The sequence below is a fragment of the Loktanella sp. 3ANDIMAR09 genome (assembly GCF_001420005.1).
Taxonomy (GTDB): domain Bacteria; phylum Pseudomonadota; class Alphaproteobacteria; order Rhodobacterales; family Rhodobacteraceae; genus Loktanella.
The window spans coordinates 315,391-333,710 of record NZ_LJAK01000004.1 but is presented as its reverse complement, the minus strand read 5'-3'; the positions used below and the strand labels follow the sequence as shown (position 1 = coordinate 333,710).

The following is an 18,320-nucleotide window of genomic DNA, read 5'->3' as shown; positions in this document are numbered from 1 at the left end:
CAGCGCCTCCTTGGAGTGCAGCGCCTTGGTGCGCAAAGTCACCTGGCATCGGGGGGAAGAGACGAGCGGTCCTGGCGTCCAGCCCGTCGCGCGCAACAGGTCCCACATCATGATCCAGCACCGGGCGGCCATGATCAGGCCGACCTGCGACCCCTTCTGGTTCTGGTCCGCGATGAACTGAAAGTGACCCGGCCCGACCCGGATGCTCGTCCGATTCCCGCCCATCAGATAGGTCGGCGTGGGCCAGAATGAACATCCGTTCGCGTAGGTGAGACCCGCCGACTTCCGCCGCTGATACGACGCAGGCTGCAACCCGGTCGCCCATGTCTTGAAGGTCTGGGGCGACATCTGCCCGCTTGATCCGTTCGCTGCAGGCTGCTGCAGTACAATGGGCTTCACCCTCGTGTTCCACAATCTTGCCAAAATTTGAACATATTTGCCACGGATGCTGCAACCATGGCGTGAAAAGGTGGTCAGAATGGAGACTTCTATGTTTCAGGATGAGGTCAGCGCACGCTGCAAGAGCAATTACCAGATGAAGATACTGGTGGTCGATGATGAACCGGTTCTGATCGATTTCCTGACCATGGCGTTGGGTGCCCTCGGGTTTGAAAACGTGGCTTCTGCGCGGTCCGGGACAGAGGCGCTCGCGATGATGAAATCCGCAAGGGATCCGTTCGGTTGCCTGCTTCTGGATATCCAGATGCCCGACATGGACGGTGTCGCACTTTGTGCGGAAATCCGGAAAAATCAGGCCTACGCCAGGACGCCGATCATCATGCTGACGGCGATGTCGGACAGAAAATACATTGAAACCGCGTTCTCTGCCGGGGCAAACGACTATATCACCAAGCCGTTTCAGATTGATGATCTGATGAATCGGATCGATTCAGCGGCGCGGCTCAGTCAACAGATCATGTCGGCAGACCGGCTTGTGCGCCAGATCGCCTCGGCATGTCAGCGTCAGTCCGGGCCATTCCGCCTGCAATTCGAGGATCCTGTCAGTTTTGAAAACACGCCGGGTTATCTGGATCAGCCGACGTTCCGGAATTTCATAGACCGGATGGAACGCAGTCAGTTCCGGCATGGCGGTGTCGTGTCAGTCAAGGTCAGCAATGCATCCGACATGTATGAAAACGTGTCCGCGCAGGAATTTGTCGCCGTGCTCACCCGGATGAGCAGCGTTCTGTCGACCGCGCTGATTGGCGAGAGTTGTCATTTCACCTATGCCGGGTCGGGCTGTTTTCTGGTGATCAAGACGACAGCCGGCAAACCGGGATTCCCTGATGAAGTCGCGTTTCGCGTGAAAAAAGAGATGTCACGACAGGGACTTCGCCACGGATCGACCGGCCTGCATGCGATCGAGATCGCGATCGGACGCGTGTTCCGCAGCCCGGCGGGCGACTTTGGCAGCATCGACGAAAGCCTGGCGCGCGCGCGCGAACGCACGCAGGTTCTATGCGCCTGACCCAAGGCCGGATCGCAACCTTTGCCCGGTTGTGCCGGGACAGATCGGACAGGGGACACCCTGTCCGAGAGCGCCTTGCCACCGATCAGGCTACCGCCGCCAGATCCAGGCAAATCCCGCAAAGTGGCCTTGCAACTTGGCCAGCGCCCGGTTGCGCCAGCCTGGATGGGGTAATTTGCCGTCCCGCAGGCGGGCGGCTGCGACCTCTACAGGGCAAGCGAGCCCGGTGACCGGGTCGAAATAGCGCGGATAGTCGATCAGCACCGCGTGCACCATTTCTTCCAGTGTCGGGGTCGCGGCGCGGCGCAGGATCGGCATGGCCCGATCGTCGGTCAGGCCCCAACCCGCATAGAACGGCTGGCCCAGACAGGTCACCCGCTTGCCCCGCAGCAAGGCCTCGAACCCGATACCGGATGTCATGGTCCAGACCTCGTCCACAAGGTCGATGGCCGCAGCGGCGTCCAGGTCGATGATCGCATCGGCCCAATTGCCCGCGTCAGGCACCGCGCCGTCGCGCAGCCCCGCGACCACGTCCGGATGCGGTTTGTACAGGATCACCGCGGCAGGATTTGCAGCACGTGCTGCCCGCAGCAGATCGCCATTGGTCGCCACCTCTGACGCCCCCAGCCGCACCGAGGCGTCGTCAGCGACCTGACCGGGCACTAGGATGCGCCGCCCTTGGGGCAGGTCCGGCACGTCACCTCCGCCCAGATTGTATTTCGTCAATTTGTTCCGGGTGAGCGTTGCCATCAGCCGGCGCGCACGGGCGCGGGCGTGATCGGGCAGGGCAGGGGCCGCAGTGATCAGCGTCTCAAGCCTGCTGGGCCGCGACGGGTCATAATAGATCCCCAGATCGTCCAGCACGAGGCTGAGCGGCGGAATGAGGTCCGCCCCCAGACCGCGCGAGCGCAAGAAACCGTCCTCGACCCGCACATGCTCGCTATCCGTCGTGGCCTTTGACGCCCAGATCATTTGCCGGCGACCGTCGGGCGGGCCGGAAAACCGGACCTTGTGCACCTGACCAAAGACCCGCTGCAACGGCGCGCGTTTCCATGTGCTCATGCCATGGGCCAGCCAGCCGTGGCGATCTTCGCGCCAGGCGCGGGCCTGTGCTGCCAGGGCGTCGATCACATCCTCGATCTGGCACAGCCGGTCGCGATAGGGATCAAACCACAGTGGATACAGGATCATCGCACCCGCAAAGAGCTGGGCGCGCGTCAGCCTGCGTTGCCTGCGGTCCAGTGGCGCGCGATCATCCGTCAGGCCCCATCCGATGTAGAACGGCTGTCCGAACACCACCGGCCTGTGGCCTGCCATGATCGCCTCGAACCCCATGTGCGAGGACACGGTATAGACGGCGATGGCCCCCTGCATCAGCGCGTGGGGACACAAAGGCGCATCCAGCAGCGTGATCCTGTCGGTCTGATCCGCCGCCCTGAAATAGCCGTCGCGATGGCCCTGCGCGGTTTCGGGGTGGGTCTTGATCACGATGCGCGCGGCGGGATGTTCGGTCTGGGCATAGAACAGCATCTCGCGAAAGGTGTTGCTGTCGGCACCGCCTGCGGTGACGGCGGCATCGCCCTTGGTCTGGTCGATTACCAGGACATAGCCCGGGTCGGGCACCGGCAGGTCCGGGTCGTGGATGTTGTATTTGGACAATCGCGCGCGGGCGATCCGGTCCATGCAGTCGCGGGCGCGGGTCAAGAGAACGTTGTCGTCCAGGGGATTGTCCCGCAGCAGCATTTCCAGATCGGATGGCTGTGCAGGGTCATAGTGCATGCCGCGCAGATCCACCGTCAGACCCAGCGGTAGGTCGCCGTCCCGTCCGGGCCTGACGGACCGCAAGAATGCGTCCTCGACCCGCACCACGGGGGTTTCGCGCCGGGCGGCCACTGCCTCGCCGCGCGGGGCGGTCGGCGCATGGCCCCAGACGCCCACGTGGTCGCCGGTGCCGGGCATGCCCAGCCGGATATCCCATCCAGCGAGGCCCAGAATGCGCCGCACCCGCGACTGGGTCAGAAACCCCCCGTTGTAAACATAAAGCCGCCGCAAGGTTTCCCCTGCGGCGGCCTGGCCCGTGGGCAGATCAATCATGGCTTACAGGCCAGAGGCATTCGTCAGCGCCGATGTCGCGGACAGCGACCCGGTGATGGCGGCGACCGTCTTGTCGAACCGGACAAAGGGCGCTTCGGTCACATAGACCGTGTCGCCGTCGCGGATGGCGAATTCACGCGCGGTGAACATGCCATTGGGCTGCGTCAGGTCCAGCACATAGACGACCCGCTGCGGTCCGGTCACGTCCAGACCGACCAGCTGTTCTGCAATCGCCTCTGGTTCGGTGCGGAACACGAAAACGCCCGTGGGATCGGCGGTCAGCGACGACAGGCCGCCCACTGTTGCGATGGCTTCGATGGCGGAAATCGTCTTGGTCTCGAACTGGACCCGTTCCTGGCTGCCGGTGGCCCCCAGCGCGGTAAAGGACCGGGTATCGGCATTCACGATGATGTTGTCGCCGCCGCGCAGCGCCACGTCATTGCGCGGGCTGTCATACAGATCGTCATAGAAAATCTCGGCCGTGTGGCTGCCGCGCTGGATTTTGACCCGCGCAATTTCGGGGTTGATCGACACGCCGCCCGCTGCCGCCAGCATCGAAATCAACGTGCGGGTCGGACGTTCGATCGGATAGACGCCCTGCGCGTTGACGGCACCGGCCACGGATACGGTTGCCCCGTCGCCCGCCAGCCTGCGCACCTGCACCTGCGGGTCGGGTGTCTGATCGCCCAGCCGTTCGGTAATGATCCGGCGGATGGCCTCTGGTGTGTTGCCCGCGGCACGGATGCGGCCTGCATAGGGGACAAAGATGAAGCCGTCGCCGTCAACCTGCACTTCTTCCAGCAGGGTGGAATTGGCACCTTGGGGTACGATCAGACCATCATCCACGTTCTCAAAAATCGTCAGACCCAGCGTATCGCCGGGCCGGATCGTGTCGGACCCGATGACGCCCGCGTTCAGGAAACCCGCAGAAAACCCCAGCGCGGGGGCCACGGCTGCGATGGCATTGATGCGGTCATCGACGGTCAGCACGAATGAATCACCTTCGCGCAGGACGGACCCGGCAAAGATTTCTTGTTTGTTTGGGCCGACGCGCGGCAGGGCGCACGCCGAAATCAGGCCCAGGATCATGATCAGGGCCACGCCTTTTGACAGGCGTACAGTCAGGGATGTCACGGCTCGGTCTCCTCGACCTGTTATTGTTCTGCCTCGGAATTTTTCTTTTTATCGTAGGGCAGAGAGGGTCAAAAAGAAAGTTGCCGCGTCGCTGATGGGAATCGGGCCATAAAAGACTGTTGCCATGTTGCCGCGACAACTCGCACTAGACGCAGGGTGCAGCCATCGGGCACAGTAGTTAAATTACTGTTAAATATGACATAATATGTTTCGCATGCGAAACATCATCGTTTCGTGATATATTCTAGCTGACGATGCGCAGCGGCTGGCGCGGCGGGTTTTTGCCGGATGCGAGCGTGTCATAGGGGTCGTCATCGGCCAGCATCATGTCAACGACCTGCCGCATCAGCTGGCGCCGGCCGCGTGCGGAATAAAACCCGCCGGGCACCTGGCTCGTTTCCAGCAGGAACCGGCGATAGTCCTTGTAGGCGCGGCTGTCGGGACGATCCGGACTGGCAAAGAATTCCGGCAAGGGTTGGTCCGACACGAATTCCGGCTTGTTATAGACGGCGGCCCCAAACACCTTGAGTGGGATACCGCGCCACAACACCTGTTGGGCGGCCGTCGAATTGACGGTCACGGCCGTGCGGGCATGATCCAGCAGCTTCGCCAGCTTGCCGCCGCGCACGAAATGCACCCGCGCGCTGACGCCATGCTGTTTGGCCAGCCGCCGTATGATCCGTTTCGTGGGGCTGCGTTCATTGTCCAGCGGATGCGCCTTGAACACCAGATGATGGTGGCGCGGTGTCGCCTTGGCAAAGCCTTCCATGACGACGCTCAGGAATTCTTCCATCCGGGTAAATGGCGAATGTTGTTGGAAACTGGCGTCATGTTCCAGCTGCAACAGCACGAGGTGATAGGGAAATCCGCCGTAGCGGATGCGCAGCGTGGCGATCCGGCGGTCCAACGCGATCAGCGGCATCAGGATCAGCCGTTTGGTATAGAGTGCGGCCTCGGTCGCCACGGGCAGGTCGCGGTGCCGGGCGAAATTGCGGTAATCACTGTTCCGGAACATCACGAACCAATGATACAGCGCCCCGTAGAACACATGGTGCAGCATGTCGCCCCAGTGCGCAGGCGGCGTCGGCACCTCGAGGTCGGACCGGGCCAGTGCGGCCTGCATGTCGGCCACATCCATTTTCATCAGCCGTGAATGACCGTTGGTGCCGCCGCGCTCATAGGTTACCCAATAGGGCCGCATGTAGCCTTCTTCAAAGACGTGGATGCGCAGACCCATCTTGCGGGCGATTTCGACCGCGGTCGCATGGATCGGGCGGGTGTCGCCGTACAGGACGATATCCGTGATCCCGCCGGTCACGACGATGTCACGGAACGTATCGGTCCAGTCCTCTGGCTTGCCACGAAACGCGATGTAGCCGGGTGCACCGAACCAGAACGCCCGGTCGCCCGCATTGAACCCCACCCGCGACACATGCGCACCCGCCGCGCGCAGCATCTTTGCCAGCCGGTACAGGAACGGGCCGTGCGGACCTTGCAAAAACAAGAAGCGTCGGGCGCTGGGGTCAGTCATCGAAGTCAATTGCATCCATCCGAGTTAAGGTAACCCCTACGACGCAGACAAGGCATAATTGGGGCCGGGTTGGACCGGACCCGTGTCAGATGCTTGAAACATGGGGTGTACCGCTTTACCTGCTGGCGCAAGCGTGAAGGAGATCCGCAATGTTCACAGGTATCGTCACCGACATCGGCGAGGTTTTGTCCGTCGCACAAGAAGGCGACCTGAAGGCGCGAATCGCCACCAGCTATGATGTGGACGGTATCGACATCGGTGCCTCTATCGCTTGCGAGGGCGTCTGTCTGACCGTCGTGGCCAAGGGGCAGGACCCGCGCGGCTGGTTCGACGTGCAGATCAGCGCGGAAACCGTGAACATGACGGCCATCGGTCGCAACGGTTGGGCGGTCGGTCAACGGCTGAACCTGGAACGCGCGCTCAAGGTCGGGGACGAATTGGGCGGACACATCGTATCGGGCCATGTCGACGGTGTCGCCGAACTGATCGAGATGCGCGACGAGGGCGACAGCACCCGCATGACATTCCGCGCGCCGGGTGATCTGGCGCGTTTCATCGCGCCCAAGGGATCCGTGGCGCTGAACGGCACCTCGCTGACCGTGAACGAGGTGGATGGCCAGACCTTTGGTGTGAACCTCATTCCCCACACCAAGCAGGTGACGACCTGGGGCGACAGCCGGATCGGGGACGCGATCAACCTCGAAATCGACACCATGGCGCGCTATGTCGCACGACTGCGCGATTACGAAGGCTGACCTGCGGGCTTCAGCGGTCTTTCCCTTTGGGCGGCCTTGGGCTAGGTCCGGCACAAGCATGAGGACCAGACCATGACGCAAGCCTTTGAGACGCCCGGACCAGTCGAAGTGAACTGGAAAGACGCCATCAGTCCGATCGAGGATATCATCGAGGACGCCCGCAACGGACGCATGTTCGTGCTGGTCGACCACGAGGACCGCGAAAACGAGGGGGATCTGGTGATCCCCGCGCAGATGGCAACGCCGGACGCGATCAATTTCATGGCGACTCATGGCCGTGGCCTGATCTGTCTGTCGCTGCCCGGCGCACGGATCGACGCGCTGGGTCTGCAACTGATGTCGACCAACAATTCTTCGCGCCACGAGACGGCGTTCACCACCTCGATCGAGGCCCGCGAAGGTGTCACCACCGGCATCAGCGCCCATGACCGTGCCCGCACCGTGTCGGTCGCCATCGACGCATCCAAGGGGGCGGCCGATATCGCCACACCCGGCCACGTGTTTCCGTTGCGCGCCCGCGAAGGCGGCGTGCTGGTCCGCGCAGGTCACACAGAGGCCGCCGTCGATATCGCGAGGCTTGCCGGTCTGAACCCGTCCGGCGTGATCTGCGAGATCATGAAAGACGATGGCGAAATGGCGCGTCTGCCCGATCTTGTGGCCTTTGCGCAGTTTCACGGCCTCAAGATCGGCACCATCAGCGACCTGATTTCCTATCGCCGCCGTCATGACAACCTGGTGCGGTTGCGCGACGAAAGCACGTTCACGTCGGAATTCGGCGGTGAATGGCAGTTGAAAATCTACACCGACGAAACCCAGGGTGCCGAGCATATCGCGCTGGTCAAGGGCTGCGTGGACAGCGCTGAACCCGTGCTGGTGCGGATGCATGCGCTGGACCCGATGCTGGACGTTGTCGGTGCCGGCCCGCGTGGTCGTCGCAACGAATTCGGCGATGCGATGGAACTGATCGCCGCCGAAGGACGCGGTGTGCTGGTCCTGTTGCGCGACCTGCACATGAAACTGGTGGCCGACGACGAGGTGTCGCCCCAGACCCTGCGGCAATACGGGTTGGGGGCGCAGATCCTGTCGTCGCTGGGCCTGCACAAGATCGAACTGCTGACGAATTCGCCGCAGCCCAAGGTCGTGGGCCTTGATGCCTATGGTCTGGAAATCGTCGGCACCCGCAAGATATCGGAGATTGGCTGATGGCCGGAGTATCCCATTTTGAAATGCCCTTGCCGGAATTTACCGATCCGGTTCGGCTGCTGATCGTCGCATCGCCCTATTACAAGGATATCTTTGACCAGCAGGTGGCCGGTGCCCGTGCTGTGGCCGAGACGGCCGGCGCCGAGGTCGAGGTCGTGCAAGTGCCCGGCGCGCTGGAAATTCCCAGCGCGATTGGGATTGCGGAAAGGATGGGCGATTACCACGGCTATGTGGCGTTGGGCTGTGTGATCCGTGGCGAGACCACGCATTACGACACCGTCTGCAATGACAGCTCGCGCGGGTTGACGTTGCTGGGGTTGCAGGGGCTGTGCATCGGCAACGGCATCCTGACGGTCGAGAATTACGAACAGGCCGCAGTGCGTGCGCAGGCTGACGGCCAGAACAAGGGCGGCGGTGCCGCTGCGGCGGCGTTGCATCTGATCGCATTGACGCGCAAATGGGGCGCGCGCGAAACCGGTGTGGGATTCGCGCCGACAACATTCGCAAAAGGCGGCGAGACCGTATGACCCTGTCCAACAACCAGCGCCGCAAGATGAAATCGGCAGCGCGTCTCTATGCCGTTCAGGCGCTGTTCCAGATGGAAGCGATTGGCCAGACCGTCGACCGCGTGATCGTGGAATTCGAGGATCACCGCTTTGGCGAGGTTCGTGACGATATCGAAATGCTCGAAGGTGATGTGGATACGTTCCGCGCGTTGATCGAAAAGGCCGTTGACGAACAGGCCCGCATCGACCAGCTGACCGACCGCGCCTTGGTCGCGAAATGGCCGCTGGGTCGGATCGACCCCACATTGCGGGCGCTGTTTCGTGCCGCCGGTGCAGAGTTGATCATCGGTGACACACCGCCGCGCGTTGTGATCAAGGAATTCGTCGACGTTGCAGGGGCGTTCTTTCCCGAAACGAAAGAGCCGCGGTTCACCAATGCCGTGCTGGACCACATGGCGCACGAATTGCTGCCCGACGGGTTCTGATCGACCGGGGTGGGGGCGGTGCCCGCCCGCCCACCCCTTTTCGGGGCTGCGCCCCGGGCGTGGGCTGCATTGGTGTGGTGCGTTGTCGCTGATGGGTGACGGGGATCGGGTGAGTGCCGCTTCCGGTGACGGTCACAGGTATCGGGTTGGTGCCGCTGCCGATCTTGCTGCGCAAGACGGCTTTGCGCACGCGCCACAAAAGCCGGGGCTTTTGTGGCGGGAACCGCAGCGACCGTGCGAGGGCTTATTCCCGAGGACCTGTATGTACAGGTGGGCACCGGTTAACCGGACCAGGGTCCGAACAGAGCCAGCGCCCTCGGATTTGCTTAAGGCCACTGGAATGTAGCCCCCATGCGCACGGGAAGAGCAGAAACCCGCCTGATCCTTAGCTATGATGGGGCAGGGGGTGCGGCAAGGGGGGATGCTGCGAAAATCGGTCGCGGGTTGACCGATGTTTACCTTTTGTTCATATACGGTGCATGCCTGAAGATGTCTTCTCTCAAAGCGCATCCGCCCTCATGCCGGGGCAGGTTTTGGCGCGTGGTGTGTCGCGGCACATGCGCAGTCATGATTTTGTCACCGTCGAGGAACTGGTGCCGACATCCGGTCTGCGGGTCGATGTGATGGCATTGGGCCCCAAGGGCGAAATCTGGATCGTGGAATGCAAATCGAGTCGTGCCGATTTCATGTCCGATGGCAAATGGCAGGGCTATCTGGACTGGTGCGACCGGTTTTTCTGGGCGGTCGGGCCTGATTTCGATACGGACCTGTTGCCTGACGACACGGGGCTGATCATCGCCGACGGCTATGACGCGGAGATCGTGCGCATGGGGCTAGAGACGCGGCTGGCCCCGGCGCGACGCAAGGTGATGGTGCAGAAATTCGCGCGCCACGCCGCCATGCGCGCGCAGGCCGCGCGTGATCCGGGGTTTGTCAGCGGGTTCGGGGCGGCGTAGGTTCCCGGTCGGGATGCGTCTCGCGGATTGAGGTTGCGGGGCGCCTCGCCGGCGGGGCGGATATTTTTGACCAGAAGAAGGTACGGGCGTTTCGCGCTCGAACTGGTTCCGGTCAGGCGACAGCGACGCGCCTGACCACCCTCAGCGCGGTTTGACGGCGCGGGCGGCTGCGGCTGCGGCGCGGATTTCCTCGGCGATTTCCTCGGCTTCTTCGGGGTCGAAATCCATCGGGATTTCGGTGTTGCCTGCGCTGACGAACAGGCGGACCATCCCCAGTTCGGTCGGGCCGATCTGCATGTTCGCCTCGACGTCGCGTTCGTCGTTGATACCCATCGATGCCTCCTTGGTTGGAACGGGTTTAGGCGAGGTTTTCGGGACTTGCAATCAGGTTCGCGGGGCGGTAAATCGCCCGCAGTGCCGCGTTAGCTCAGTTGGTTAGAGCGCTTGATTGTGGATCAAGAGGTCCCTGGTTCGAGACCAGGACGTGGTACCATCCCCCCCCCATTCAGTTCAGATCGAGTTCCGCGATGAGCGGGGCCCAGCCTGCGCCGTGCATGTCGCGGTCGTCCAGCGCGCCCTGGACCGTGGGGCGGGGCAGCGAGAATTTCACGACGTGAAGCGGCGCGATATCAAAGCGTTTGATGGTGGCCGGATCGGTGGCGAGGGCTGTGGCCACCCGGTCCGTGGACAACCCGTCGCGGATGCGGGCAAAAGCATCGGGCGTGCCGCAGAAAATGTCGATGGTCAGCCAGAAGGGACCTGCGTTCTTGGACCGGACCTTGGTCACCACGTCACGGACGATCACGCGAGCACCTCCAGCCTGAAGGCATCCATCGGGTCCCTGAGCGTCATGACGTGATGCAGCACAAAGGCATAGGCGGCACCCTTGTCGATTTCGGGTGGCGAAAAGGGGAAAGCGAAGGTCGGCTGTTCCTCGTCCCGGGTCAGGGGATGGTGCAGCAGGTAGGGGTTCAGCAATTTGGCGATGTCATGGGCTGTGGCCTGATCGGCGGCGGTGACGATGGCCAGCACGCCGACCTCTGACGCCGGTGCGGGGCTGTGATCCAGTGCCCCGAGGGTCGCGGTCTGGCCGATGATGCGCAGCTGGCAATCGTAGTCCTGCGGTCCCATGCGGGCGGTGACCTTGGCTGCGTGTTTTTGCAGGATGTCGTCGCACCATGCCGCGGCATTGGCGACGTAATGCGGGTCGCGGATCGTGACGAGGGCCACGGTCTGGTAGCCTGCGATGCGCGCGCCCTCCAGCTTGACCGTATAGGCGTCGGCTATGTGCCATTCGGCACCTGTCACACGGACGGACCTGTCATCAAGGGCCGTGTAGGTCGCGTCGGTCACGTCAAGATAACCGCCCGGCTCGTGCAGGATGAACGGGTCGGAGTTTTCATACAGCATATGGGCCGACACGGTGTGCGGCGTGGCGCGCGCACCGTCGGCAAGTGGCGTGACCGTAAAACCGGTTGCATCAGTGTCCAGAAGCAGGACGCCCGATTGCGGGTTGGTGGCACATAGTGCGCCGCATTCGCCGACCTTGGCCCCGTGCCAGACAGCACCCGCGTGATCGCCACGCTGCAAGGGCAGGGCCGCGATGATCGCCGTGTCGGTGGTGCGGCCCGCGATGATGATGTCGGCACCTGTGTCGAGGGCGGCCATGATCTGTTCGGCCCCGGCCAGCGCCACGATATGCGTGCAACTTGCGATGGTGTCCGGGTCAACATCCGGAGCGCCGGGCAGGGCGGTCAGCGCGGCTCTTGCGATCTGTGCCGGGTCCTGTTCGCATTTCAGCGTGGCGATTTTTGCGGTCAGGCCTTCTTCGGTCAGAATTTCGTGGGTGATGTCGACCAGCCAGTCGACGGTGCTGTCGGTGCCGCAGGTGCCTGCGGTGCCGATGACCAGCGGGCAACCGGCGGCCTGGCGGGCGCGGATCAGGCCGGCCCATTCCGCCTTGGTCCCGGCGCGGGTGTATTTGGACAGGCCGCGGCCCAGATAGCTGGGGCCGCTGTCGGTCGATCCGCCGTCGATGGCAATGAGATCGGGGCGTGCGGCGACGCCCCGATCAAGTGCAATCTGATCGTATCCAAGCCCGAGGGCCCCGGAGGGGATCAGGATCCTAGTCACTGACGCGCTGCGGTTTGCGAATCCGCCCCCGCAAGAAGATCGGCAGAATGAACCCCACGATGGCCGCCACGATCAGCACGCTCGAGATCGTGGACGAGAACAGATAGGTCCAGTCGCCGTCAGACAGCACCATGGCATCGCGCAATTGCTTTTCCATCTTTGATCCCAGCAGGATGCCGAGGATGACCGGCACGGTGGGGATGTCAAGTTTGCGCAAGACGTAGCCCAGCACACCGAACAGCACGACCAGCAGCAGGTCGAAATAGCTGCCCGTCAGCGAGTAGATACCGACAAAGCTGACCATGGTGACGCCCGGCATGAGGATGGCGGGGGGCACTTCGAGCACTTTGACGAAGACCTTGACCATCGGCACGTTCATGGCGAGCAGGACGAAGTTTGCGATCAGCAGGGATGCAATCAGTGACCAGACCACGTCGGGGCGTTCGACGAACAGCGTCGGACCGGGTGTGATGTTCAGCGTGACCAGCACGGCCAGCAACACGGCGGTGGTGCCGGACCCGGGCACGCCCAGCGTCAGCATCGGCACGAGCGCGCCACCGGCGGCGGCGTTGTTGCCGACCTCTGGTGCGGCGATGCCCTTGGCGACGCCTGTTCCGAATTTGCCTTTTTCGCCGGCGATGCTTTTCTCCATCATGTAGGTCATGAAGCTGCCGAGTGAGGCCCCCGCGCCGGGCAGGACACCCGCGATAAAGCCCACGACAGAACAGCGGATCATGGTCCAGCGGGTGGTCCAGATCTCAGCCCATGGGACCGTGACGCGGCCGCGCAGCTTGATGCCCGCGGCACCGCTCTTGCCCTTGCTCTCGATGAAAAAGAACACTTCGGACACGGCGAACAGGCCGACGATGGCCACGAGAAAGTCGATGCCGTCATACAGGTGCAGGTTGCCGCCCGTCATGCGCGGCAGGCCAGAGTTCGGATCAAGGCCGATCATCGCGATGCCGATGCCCAGACAAGAGGCAAGTGCCGCCTTGGCCTGGTTGTTGGACGCGATGCCGCCCAGCGTGCAAAACGCCAGCAGGTATAGGGCAAAGTATTCGGCAGGGCCGAATTCATAGGCGATGCGGCTGAGCGCCGGAGCGAGAATCGCGAGGCCAAGCGTGGCCAGGAACGCACCGACAAAAGAGGCGAAACCGGAAATCACCAGCGCGTCACCCGCGCGGCCAGCCTTGGCCATCGGGTAGCCGTCCAGCGTGGTCATCATCGCGGGTTCATCGCCGGGAATGTTCAGCAGGATCGAGCTGATACGCCCGCCGTACATCGCGCCGTAGTAGATCGCCGTCAGCAGGATCAGCGCGCCGGTGGCGTCCAGACCCATGGAAAAGGTGATCGGGATCATGATTGCGACGCCGTTTGCAGGCCCAAGACCCGGCAGCGCGCCGACGATGGTGCCGATGAAACAGCCGATGATGGCCAGCAGCAGCGTATAGGGCGACAGCGCGATGCCAAAGCCCAGCGACAGGTTTGCAAGAAGATCAGCCATCAGAACCACCCTCGCGGAAAGCCGAACAGGCTGAGGCCCAGCACGAAACGGAACAGCACGAACAGGCCGATGGACAGGCCGATGCCTGACAGAACCGACACCTTGGGGCTGGGGGAAATCTGGTAGCTGAGGATCGCGGCGACCACGGCCGTCGGGATCAAGAAGCCAAGCGGCTTGAGCGCATAGGCGTAGATCACCAGCACGACGATCGCGATGCCGATCGCCAGGGTGCTGCGCAGGGCGGGCCATTCGGGTTCTGCGTCAGGGCGCGCGATCATGGTGACGGCGCAGAGGATGGCGACGATCCCGACAGCAATCGGAAAGGCCTTTGGACCCACGGGGTCAGACAGGAAACTGGCCTGCACCTGGAGGGCGCTCGCGATATACGCGAGCGCCGCCAGGATCACGACCAGACCAAAGATGCGGTCTGATGGGCGTGTCATGTTACTGGATCACACCGATTTCGCGGGACAGGGCCTCGGTTTCGGCAACGACACCGTCAACCCATGCCTGGAATTCGTCACCAACCAGCGTGAACGGTGCCAGTCCGTTGTCGGCCATGGCCTGCTGCCATTCGGCGGAATCAGCCACCGCCTGCAACATGCCCGCCCATTCCTGGAACCGCGCGTCGCTGATGTCCTTTGGCACATACATGCCGCGCCAGTTCACTGCGCGCACGTCGAAACCCTGTTCCTTGGCGGTGGGAATATCCTCAAAGCCGGGGACGCGTTCGTCGGTCATCACGGCCAGGACGCGGATGTCGCCGGTGGGGATAAAGCCCACGATTTCGGACATGTCGCCGGTCATGGCCTGGGTAAAGCCACCGACGGTCTGGGTGATCGCATCGGCACCACCGTCAACGCCGATATAGCGCACCTTGGTGATATCATCAAAGCCAGCGGCCTTGAGCACCTGAAGCGGCTTGAGGTGGTCGAAACCGCCGACGGCCGAACCGCCTGCAAAGGCGACCGAACCGGGATCGGCCTTGATCGCGTCAACCAGTTCGCCCAACGACTGATAGGGGCTGTCGGCTGCCACGACGATGACGCCCGGATCAGCACCGATTGCACCCACGAAACGCACCTGATCGGCGGTTGCACCGCCAAAGGCGTTCTGTGCCAGACGGGTCGTTGTCGCGCTGGAGGCGGCAACCATCAGGTCAGGATCGCTATTGCGTTCGTTGACCACGGTGGAAAAGGCCAGACCGCCACCGGCACCGGCAAGGTTGGTGACCTGCACGGGATCGGCAACCTGACCGATGTCATACATGATCTTGCCCACCTGACGGCAGGTAAAGTCCCAGCCACCGCCGGGGTTGGCGGGTGCGATGCATTCAACGGCGAATGCGGATGTGGCCGTGACAGCCAGAACAGCGGCGCTGGACAGCGCGCGCAACAGAGTCTTTGACATGGTATTCCTCCCATTATGTCGCTTGAGAATGTGCTGTCTCCCGCAGCACACCCTTGCAGGGCTGGTTTGTTTGCGCCCAAGCTGACGCTAACCTGTCACGGTGCGAGAGAAAGGGATTCTTTTTGCGGTTTTTGCTGGTAGAAGACACGCCCGATCTGGGGCAGGCCGTGCTGGATCGGTTGACGCTGGACGGACACGGCGTGGACTGGGCGCGCAGTCTGGCGGACGCAGAGGCGCATCTGGCGGTGTCCAGCTATGACCTGATCCTGCTGGATATCATGCTGCCCGATGGTGACGGGCGCGATTTTCTGGCCGCGCACAGGCGTGTGCCGCGCGATACGCCGGTGATCGTGATGACGGCGCGTGCGGGCGTCAGCGACCGCGTGGCGCTGCTGGACACGGGCGCGGACGATTATGTGACCAAGCCGTTCGATTTCGCCGAACTGGAGGCACGCGTGCGGGCGGTTTTGCGCAGGCGTGGTGGAACGGCGCAGACACAGGTGACCTACGCCGATCTGGTGTTCGACCCGCTGGGTGGGACCGTGGCGGTGGGGGGCGACGTGCGCGACTTGCGCAACCGCGAACTGCGGCTGCTGGAAATCCTGATGGCGGGGCCCGGGCGCATTTTCTCCAAGGGACATCTGCATGACAGGCTCTTGTCCGCCTCCGAGGCCGTCAGTGACAACGCGATCGAGGTTTATGTGGGGCGCTTGCGCAAGAAGCTATCGGGTTCTGCAGCGCGGATCGAGACGGTGCGCGGTGTCGGCTACCGGTTGACCCAAGGGTGAGGCGGCCCGCCTCGATCCGGCGCCGGTTGCTGTTGCAGGGGATCGGCGTGGCGGCCCTGCTGGCGCTGGTGCTGTATCTGGCGGTGCGCGGTGTGGCGGGTGCGGCGATCCAGACCGTGCAGGATTCGGTCCTGGGCACGGCAACGGTCGTCATCGCCGAGGAATTGCGCGGCGGTGCCGACGGGATCAGCGTGGACATCCCCTATGCCGCGTTTTCGATGCTGGGGGCTGTGGGCGAAGACCGGGTTTTCTATCGCATCCTGGTGGGGGATCAGACGGTCACCGGCTATCCTGACCTGCCGCTTCCTGATGTTGTGCCGGGGCTGACACCTGCGTTTTACACGGTCCCCTACCAGGACGCGCAGGTGCGGATCGGGGCCGTGGGCCGGTCGGTGCTGGTGGATGGCAACCGGGTCGATGTGACGGTGCTGCTGGGCCAGACGCGCACCGCGCAGGCGGTGATTTCGGCGCAGATGGCGAACCGGGCGGCGGGGTTGGGCCTTGGCATCTTTGCGCTGGCGGCTGTGCTGGCGCTGATTTCGGCGCGGTCCGTGCTGGCCCCGGTGCATGATCTGGCACTGGCCGTGGGGCGACGCGGACCGCAGGACCTGCGCCCCGTCAGGCGCGCCGTCCCGCGCGAATTGGTGCCGCTGGTGGCGGCGCTGAACGGGTTGATCGCGCGGCTGCGGTCGGCGCTGGACCGGACCGAATCCTTTATCACCGAAGCCGCCCATCATGTGCGTACCCCATTGGCCACGGTACGGATGCAGACCGAGGTGGCCTTGCGGCAGGCGAGGGATGACGCGACGCGGGCCAGCCTGCGCAACGTGATCCGCGCGGTGGACAATGCGGCGCGATCGACGGGGCAGATGCTGGACCACGCAAGCGTCATCTACCGCAGTGATCAGCCCACCCAGGATGCGCTGGACCTCAGGGTCGTGCTGCGTGATCTGGTGGGCCAGATGGCACCGACCGCCGACATGCGCGACATGGCATTCGTTCTCGACATGCCCGTGGGCCCGGTGCCGCTGTCGGCGGACCGTCTGCTGCTGGAAAGTGCGTTGCGCAACCTGCTGGACAACGCGCTGAAATACGGAACCGCCGACACGGATATCGAGGTCGCATTGACGCCTGACGGTTGTGTCACGGTCTGCGACCGGGGGCGCGGGCTGGGCGGGGGCGGTGCGGCGGCGCTGACCGGACGCTTTGCGCGGGGCGACAACGTGGGCGATGTGGTGGGGTCCGGGCTGGGTCTGTCCATCGTCCGCGACGCAGCACGCGCCTGCGGCGGGACATTCACGATTTCACCCAGACCAGGAGGCGGCACATGCGCGACCTTGCACTTGCCCTTGCGCTGACACTGACCCTGATCGGGGGGCTGTTCGCCCGCCCTGCGCTGGCGTTCGAGATCGAGGAGGTTGCGACCTTTGGTGCGGGCGCGCAGGTCGTGTCGGTGCTGTCGACGACGGATGCCGCGGTTTTCGCACCCGTGATCGCGGGATATCTGGAAACCCGGCCTGATTTGGCCGTGCGTTATACGGTGGCCAACAGCCAGCAGGTCTATGCCGCTATCGCGCGCGACGGCGCGCCATTCGATCTGGTGATTTCATCGGCGATGGATTTGCAGATGAAGCTGGCCAACGACGGCGCGGCGCGGGCCTTTGACGGCGGTGCGGTGCTGCCGGACTGGGCGCGCTGGCGCGACAGGCTGTTCGCCGTGGCGCAGGAACCCGTTGTGATGATCGCGCGGCGCGCGGATTTCGCGGGCCTGCCGCTGCCGCAGAGCCGGGCCGATCTGGTAGCGCTGCTGCGCGACAATGCCGACCGGTTTGCCGGACGCATCGGCACCTATGATCCCGCCGGGTCCGGGGCAGGCTATCTGTTTGCCACGCAGGATGCACGGCAGTCCGACAGTGCCTGGCGGCTGTCAGAAGTCGCGGGCAGCCTGCACCCAAGGCTGTATACCGCCAGTGCGGCGATGATCGACGATGTGCAATCGGGGCGGCTGGCGCTGGCCTACAACGTGCTGGGGTCCTATGCGGCAGCGCGACCCGATCCCGGCATGGTGGTCATCCAGCCTGCCGATTTCACCCATGTCCTGCTGCGCACGGCACTGGTGCCTGTGACCAGCACGGACCCTGCCGCCGGTGCCGGATTTCTGACCTTTCTGCTGTCACCGCAAGGGCAGTCACTGCTGGCCGAGGCAGGTTTGCCGCCGGTGTCGGATACCACGATCACCGCAGCGCCCCAGTTGCGTCCGATCCGGCTGGACCCGGGCCTGCTGGTCTATGTCGACCCGATGATGCGCCAGAAGTTCCTGACGGAATGGACCGCGGCCGTCGTCCAGCCGTGA

19 protein-coding genes and 1 tRNA gene are annotated in these 18,320 nt (G+C 63.5%); 10 read left to right on the top strand and 10 right to left on the bottom strand.

The window, feature by feature from the left end:
• On the bottom strand, window positions 1–399 hold a 399-nt coding region (locus AN189_RS08915; RefSeq protein ID WP_056034184.1), incomplete at its 3' end, for a hypothetical protein.
• A 79-nt stretch (window positions 400–478) separates the two neighbouring features.
• On the opposite strand from AN189_RS08915, the gene AN189_RS08910 reads away from it, so the two are divergent.
• The gene (locus AN189_RS08910; protein WP_172794887.1) at window positions 479–1,468 is read left to right on the top strand and encodes a PleD family two-component system response regulator; all 990 of its coding nucleotides are present in this window, start codon (window positions 479–481) and stop codon (window positions 1,466–1,468) included.
• A gap of 90 nt (window positions 1,469–1,558) precedes the next feature.
• On the opposite strand, the gene AN189_RS08905 is transcribed toward AN189_RS08910, so the two are convergent.
• The 3 genes from AN189_RS08905 to AN189_RS08895 all read right to left on the bottom strand — a co-directional run bounded on the left by AN189_RS08905 (window position 1,559) and on the right by AN189_RS08895 (window position 6,227).
• Window positions 1,559–3,562 carry a capsular polysaccharide biosynthesis protein gene (locus tag AN189_RS08905; RefSeq protein WP_056034178.1) on the bottom strand — a complete coding sequence of 668 codons (2,004 nt, stop codon included), beginning with the start codon at window positions 3,560–3,562 and terminating at the stop codon, window positions 1,559–1,561.
• 3 nt (window positions 3,563–3,565) lie between these two features.
• Window positions 3,566–4,651, bottom strand: a complete 1,086-nt coding sequence (locus AN189_RS08900) for a polysaccharide biosynthesis/export family protein (RefSeq protein ID WP_172794889.1) — start codon at window positions 4,649–4,651, stop codon at window positions 3,566–3,568.
• 289 nt (window positions 4,652–4,940) lie between these two features.
• Window positions 4,941–6,227, bottom strand: coding sequence for a capsule biosynthesis protein (locus AN189_RS08895; RefSeq protein WP_056034335.1), 1,287 nt, complete (start codon window positions 6,225–6,227; stop codon window positions 4,941–4,943).
• A 149-nt stretch (window positions 6,228–6,376) separates the two neighbouring features.
• Here AN189_RS08895 and AN189_RS08890 point away from each other — a divergent pair, with 149 nt between their 5' ends.
• The 5 genes from AN189_RS08890 (at window position 6,377) to AN189_RS08870 (ending at window position 10,132) form a co-directional block, all read left to right on the top strand.
• Window positions 6,377–6,982, top strand: a complete 606-nt coding sequence (locus tag AN189_RS08890) for a riboflavin synthase (protein WP_056034174.1) — start codon at window positions 6,377–6,379, stop codon at window positions 6,980–6,982.
• Window positions 6,983–7,054: 72 nt separating this feature from the next.
• Complete coding sequence (gene ribB / locus AN189_RS08885; RefSeq protein ID WP_056034171.1) at window positions 7,055–8,185, top strand: 3,4-dihydroxy-2-butanone-4-phosphate synthase; 1,131 nt, start codon at window positions 7,055–7,057, stop codon at window positions 8,183–8,185.
• Entirely contained in the window at window positions 8,185–8,712 is a 528-nt protein-coding gene (locus AN189_RS08880) for a 6,7-dimethyl-8-ribityllumazine synthase (protein ID WP_056034169.1), read from the top strand. The genes ribB and AN189_RS08880 overlap by 1 nt, the downstream gene beginning before the upstream one ends.
• Entirely contained in the window at window positions 8,709–9,176 is a 468-nt protein-coding gene (nusB, locus tag AN189_RS08875) for a transcription antitermination factor NusB (protein ID WP_056034166.1), read from the top strand. Before AN189_RS08880 ends, nusB begins: the two co-directional genes overlap by 4 nt.
• A gap of 479 nt (window positions 9,177–9,655) precedes the next feature.
• Window positions 9,656–10,132, top strand: a complete 477-nt coding sequence (locus tag AN189_RS08870) for an MmcB family DNA repair protein (protein ID WP_056034164.1) — start codon at window positions 9,656–9,658, stop codon at window positions 10,130–10,132.
• Window positions 10,133–10,273: 141 nt separating this feature from the next.
• Here the strand turns inward: AN189_RS08870 and AN189_RS08865 are convergent, their stop codons facing one another.
• A complete protein-coding gene (locus tag AN189_RS08865; protein ID WP_056034162.1) occupies window positions 10,274–10,465 on the bottom strand; it encodes a DUF6324 family protein in 192 nt (63 codons plus the stop codon).
• A gap of 83 nt (window positions 10,466–10,548) precedes the next feature.
• On the opposite strand from AN189_RS08865, the gene AN189_RS08860 reads away from it, so the two are divergent.
• Window positions 10,549–10,625: transfer RNA gene (locus AN189_RS08860), tRNA-His, on the top strand.
• A gap of 12 nt (window positions 10,626–10,637) precedes the next feature.
• Here AN189_RS08860 and AN189_RS08855 read toward each other — a convergent pair.
• The 5 genes from AN189_RS08855 to AN189_RS08835 are packed head-to-tail and all read right to left on the bottom strand — an operon-like array spanning window position 10,638 to window position 15,179.
• Complete coding sequence (locus AN189_RS08855) at window positions 10,638–10,937, bottom strand: DUF4387 family protein (RefSeq protein ID WP_056034160.1); 300 nt, start codon at window positions 10,935–10,937, stop codon at window positions 10,638–10,640.
• A complete protein-coding gene (locus AN189_RS08850; protein WP_056034157.1) occupies window positions 10,934–12,265 on the bottom strand; it encodes an acyclic terpene utilization AtuA family protein in 1,332 nt (443 codons plus the stop codon). Before AN189_RS08850 ends, AN189_RS08855 begins: the two co-directional genes overlap by 4 nt.
• Window positions 12,258–13,769, bottom strand: coding sequence for a tripartite tricarboxylate transporter permease (locus tag AN189_RS08845; RefSeq protein ID WP_056034154.1), 1,512 nt, complete (start codon window positions 13,767–13,769; stop codon window positions 12,258–12,260). The genes AN189_RS08850 and AN189_RS08845 overlap by 8 nt, the downstream gene beginning before the upstream one ends.
• A complete protein-coding gene (locus tag AN189_RS08840; protein WP_056034151.1) occupies window positions 13,769–14,212 on the bottom strand; it encodes a tripartite tricarboxylate transporter TctB family protein in 444 nt (147 codons plus the stop codon). The genes AN189_RS08845 and AN189_RS08840 overlap by 1 nt, the downstream gene beginning before the upstream one ends.
• A 1-nt stretch (window position 14,213) precedes the next feature.
• Complete coding sequence (locus AN189_RS08835; RefSeq protein ID WP_056034149.1) at window positions 14,214–15,179, bottom strand: tripartite tricarboxylate transporter substrate binding protein; 966 nt, start codon at window positions 15,177–15,179, stop codon at window positions 14,214–14,216.
• A gap of 122 nt (window positions 15,180–15,301) precedes the next feature.
• Between AN189_RS08835 and AN189_RS08830 the strand changes: the two genes are divergently transcribed.
• From AN189_RS08830 to AN189_RS08820, 3 genes are read left to right on the top strand one after another with little or no spacing between them, the layout of a single operon-like run.
• Complete coding sequence (locus AN189_RS08830; RefSeq protein ID WP_056034145.1) at window positions 15,302–15,967, top strand: response regulator transcription factor; 666 nt, start codon at window positions 15,302–15,304, stop codon at window positions 15,965–15,967.
• Entirely contained in the window at window positions 15,964–17,325 is a 1,362-nt protein-coding gene (locus tag AN189_RS08825) for a sensor histidine kinase (RefSeq protein WP_056034141.1), read from the top strand. The genes AN189_RS08830 and AN189_RS08825 overlap by 4 nt, the downstream gene beginning before the upstream one ends.
• A complete protein-coding gene (locus AN189_RS08820) occupies window positions 17,295–18,320 on the top strand; it encodes an ABC transporter substrate-binding protein (protein ID WP_056034138.1) in 1,026 nt (341 codons plus the stop codon). The genes AN189_RS08825 and AN189_RS08820 overlap by 31 nt, the downstream gene beginning before the upstream one ends.

Coding starts and splice junctions, on each gene's coding strand:
- AN189_RS08890 (WP_056034174.1), top strand. CDS start 6,377: ATGTTCACAGGTATCGTCACCGACATCGGCGAGGTTTTGTCCGTCGCA.
- AN189_RS08840 (WP_056034151.1), bottom strand. CDS start 14,212: ATGACACGCCCATCAGACCGCATCTTTGGTCTGGTCGTGATCCTGGCG.
- AN189_RS08865 (WP_056034162.1), bottom strand. CDS start 10,465: ATGGGTATCAACGACGAACGCGACGTCGAGGCGAACATGCAGATCGGC.
- ribB (WP_056034171.1), top strand. CDS start 7,055: ATGACGCAAGCCTTTGAGACGCCCGGACCAGTCGAAGTGAACTGGAAA.
- AN189_RS08820 (WP_056034138.1), top strand. CDS start 17,295: ATGCGCGACCTTGCACTTGCCCTTGCGCTGACACTGACCCTGATCGGG.
- AN189_RS08900 (WP_172794889.1), bottom strand. CDS start 4,651: ATGATCCTGGGCCTGATTTCGGCGTGCGCCCTGCCGCGCGTCGGCCCA.
- AN189_RS08905 (WP_056034178.1), bottom strand. CDS start 3,562: ATGATTGATCTGCCCACGGGCCAGGCCGCCGCAGGGGAAACCTTGCGG.
- AN189_RS08845 (WP_056034154.1), bottom strand. CDS start 13,769: ATGGCTGATCTTCTTGCAAACCTGTCGCTGGGCTTTGGCATCGCGCTG.
- nusB (WP_056034166.1), top strand. CDS start 8,709: ATGACCCTGTCCAACAACCAGCGCCGCAAGATGAAATCGGCAGCGCGT.
- AN189_RS08895 (WP_056034335.1), bottom strand. CDS start 6,227: ATGACTGACCCCAGCGCCCGACGCTTCTTGTTTTTGCAAGGTCCGCAC.
- AN189_RS08835 (WP_056034149.1), bottom strand. CDS start 15,179: ATGTCAAAGACTCTGTTGCGCGCGCTGTCCAGCGCCGCTGTTCTGGCT.
- AN189_RS08910 (WP_172794887.1), top strand. CDS start 479: ATGGAGACTTCTATGTTTCAGGATGAGGTCAGCGCACGCTGCAAGAGC.
- AN189_RS08880 (WP_056034169.1), top strand. CDS start 8,185: ATGGCCGGAGTATCCCATTTTGAAATGCCCTTGCCGGAATTTACCGAT.
- AN189_RS08870 (WP_056034164.1), top strand. CDS start 9,656: ATGCCTGAAGATGTCTTCTCTCAAAGCGCATCCGCCCTCATGCCGGGG.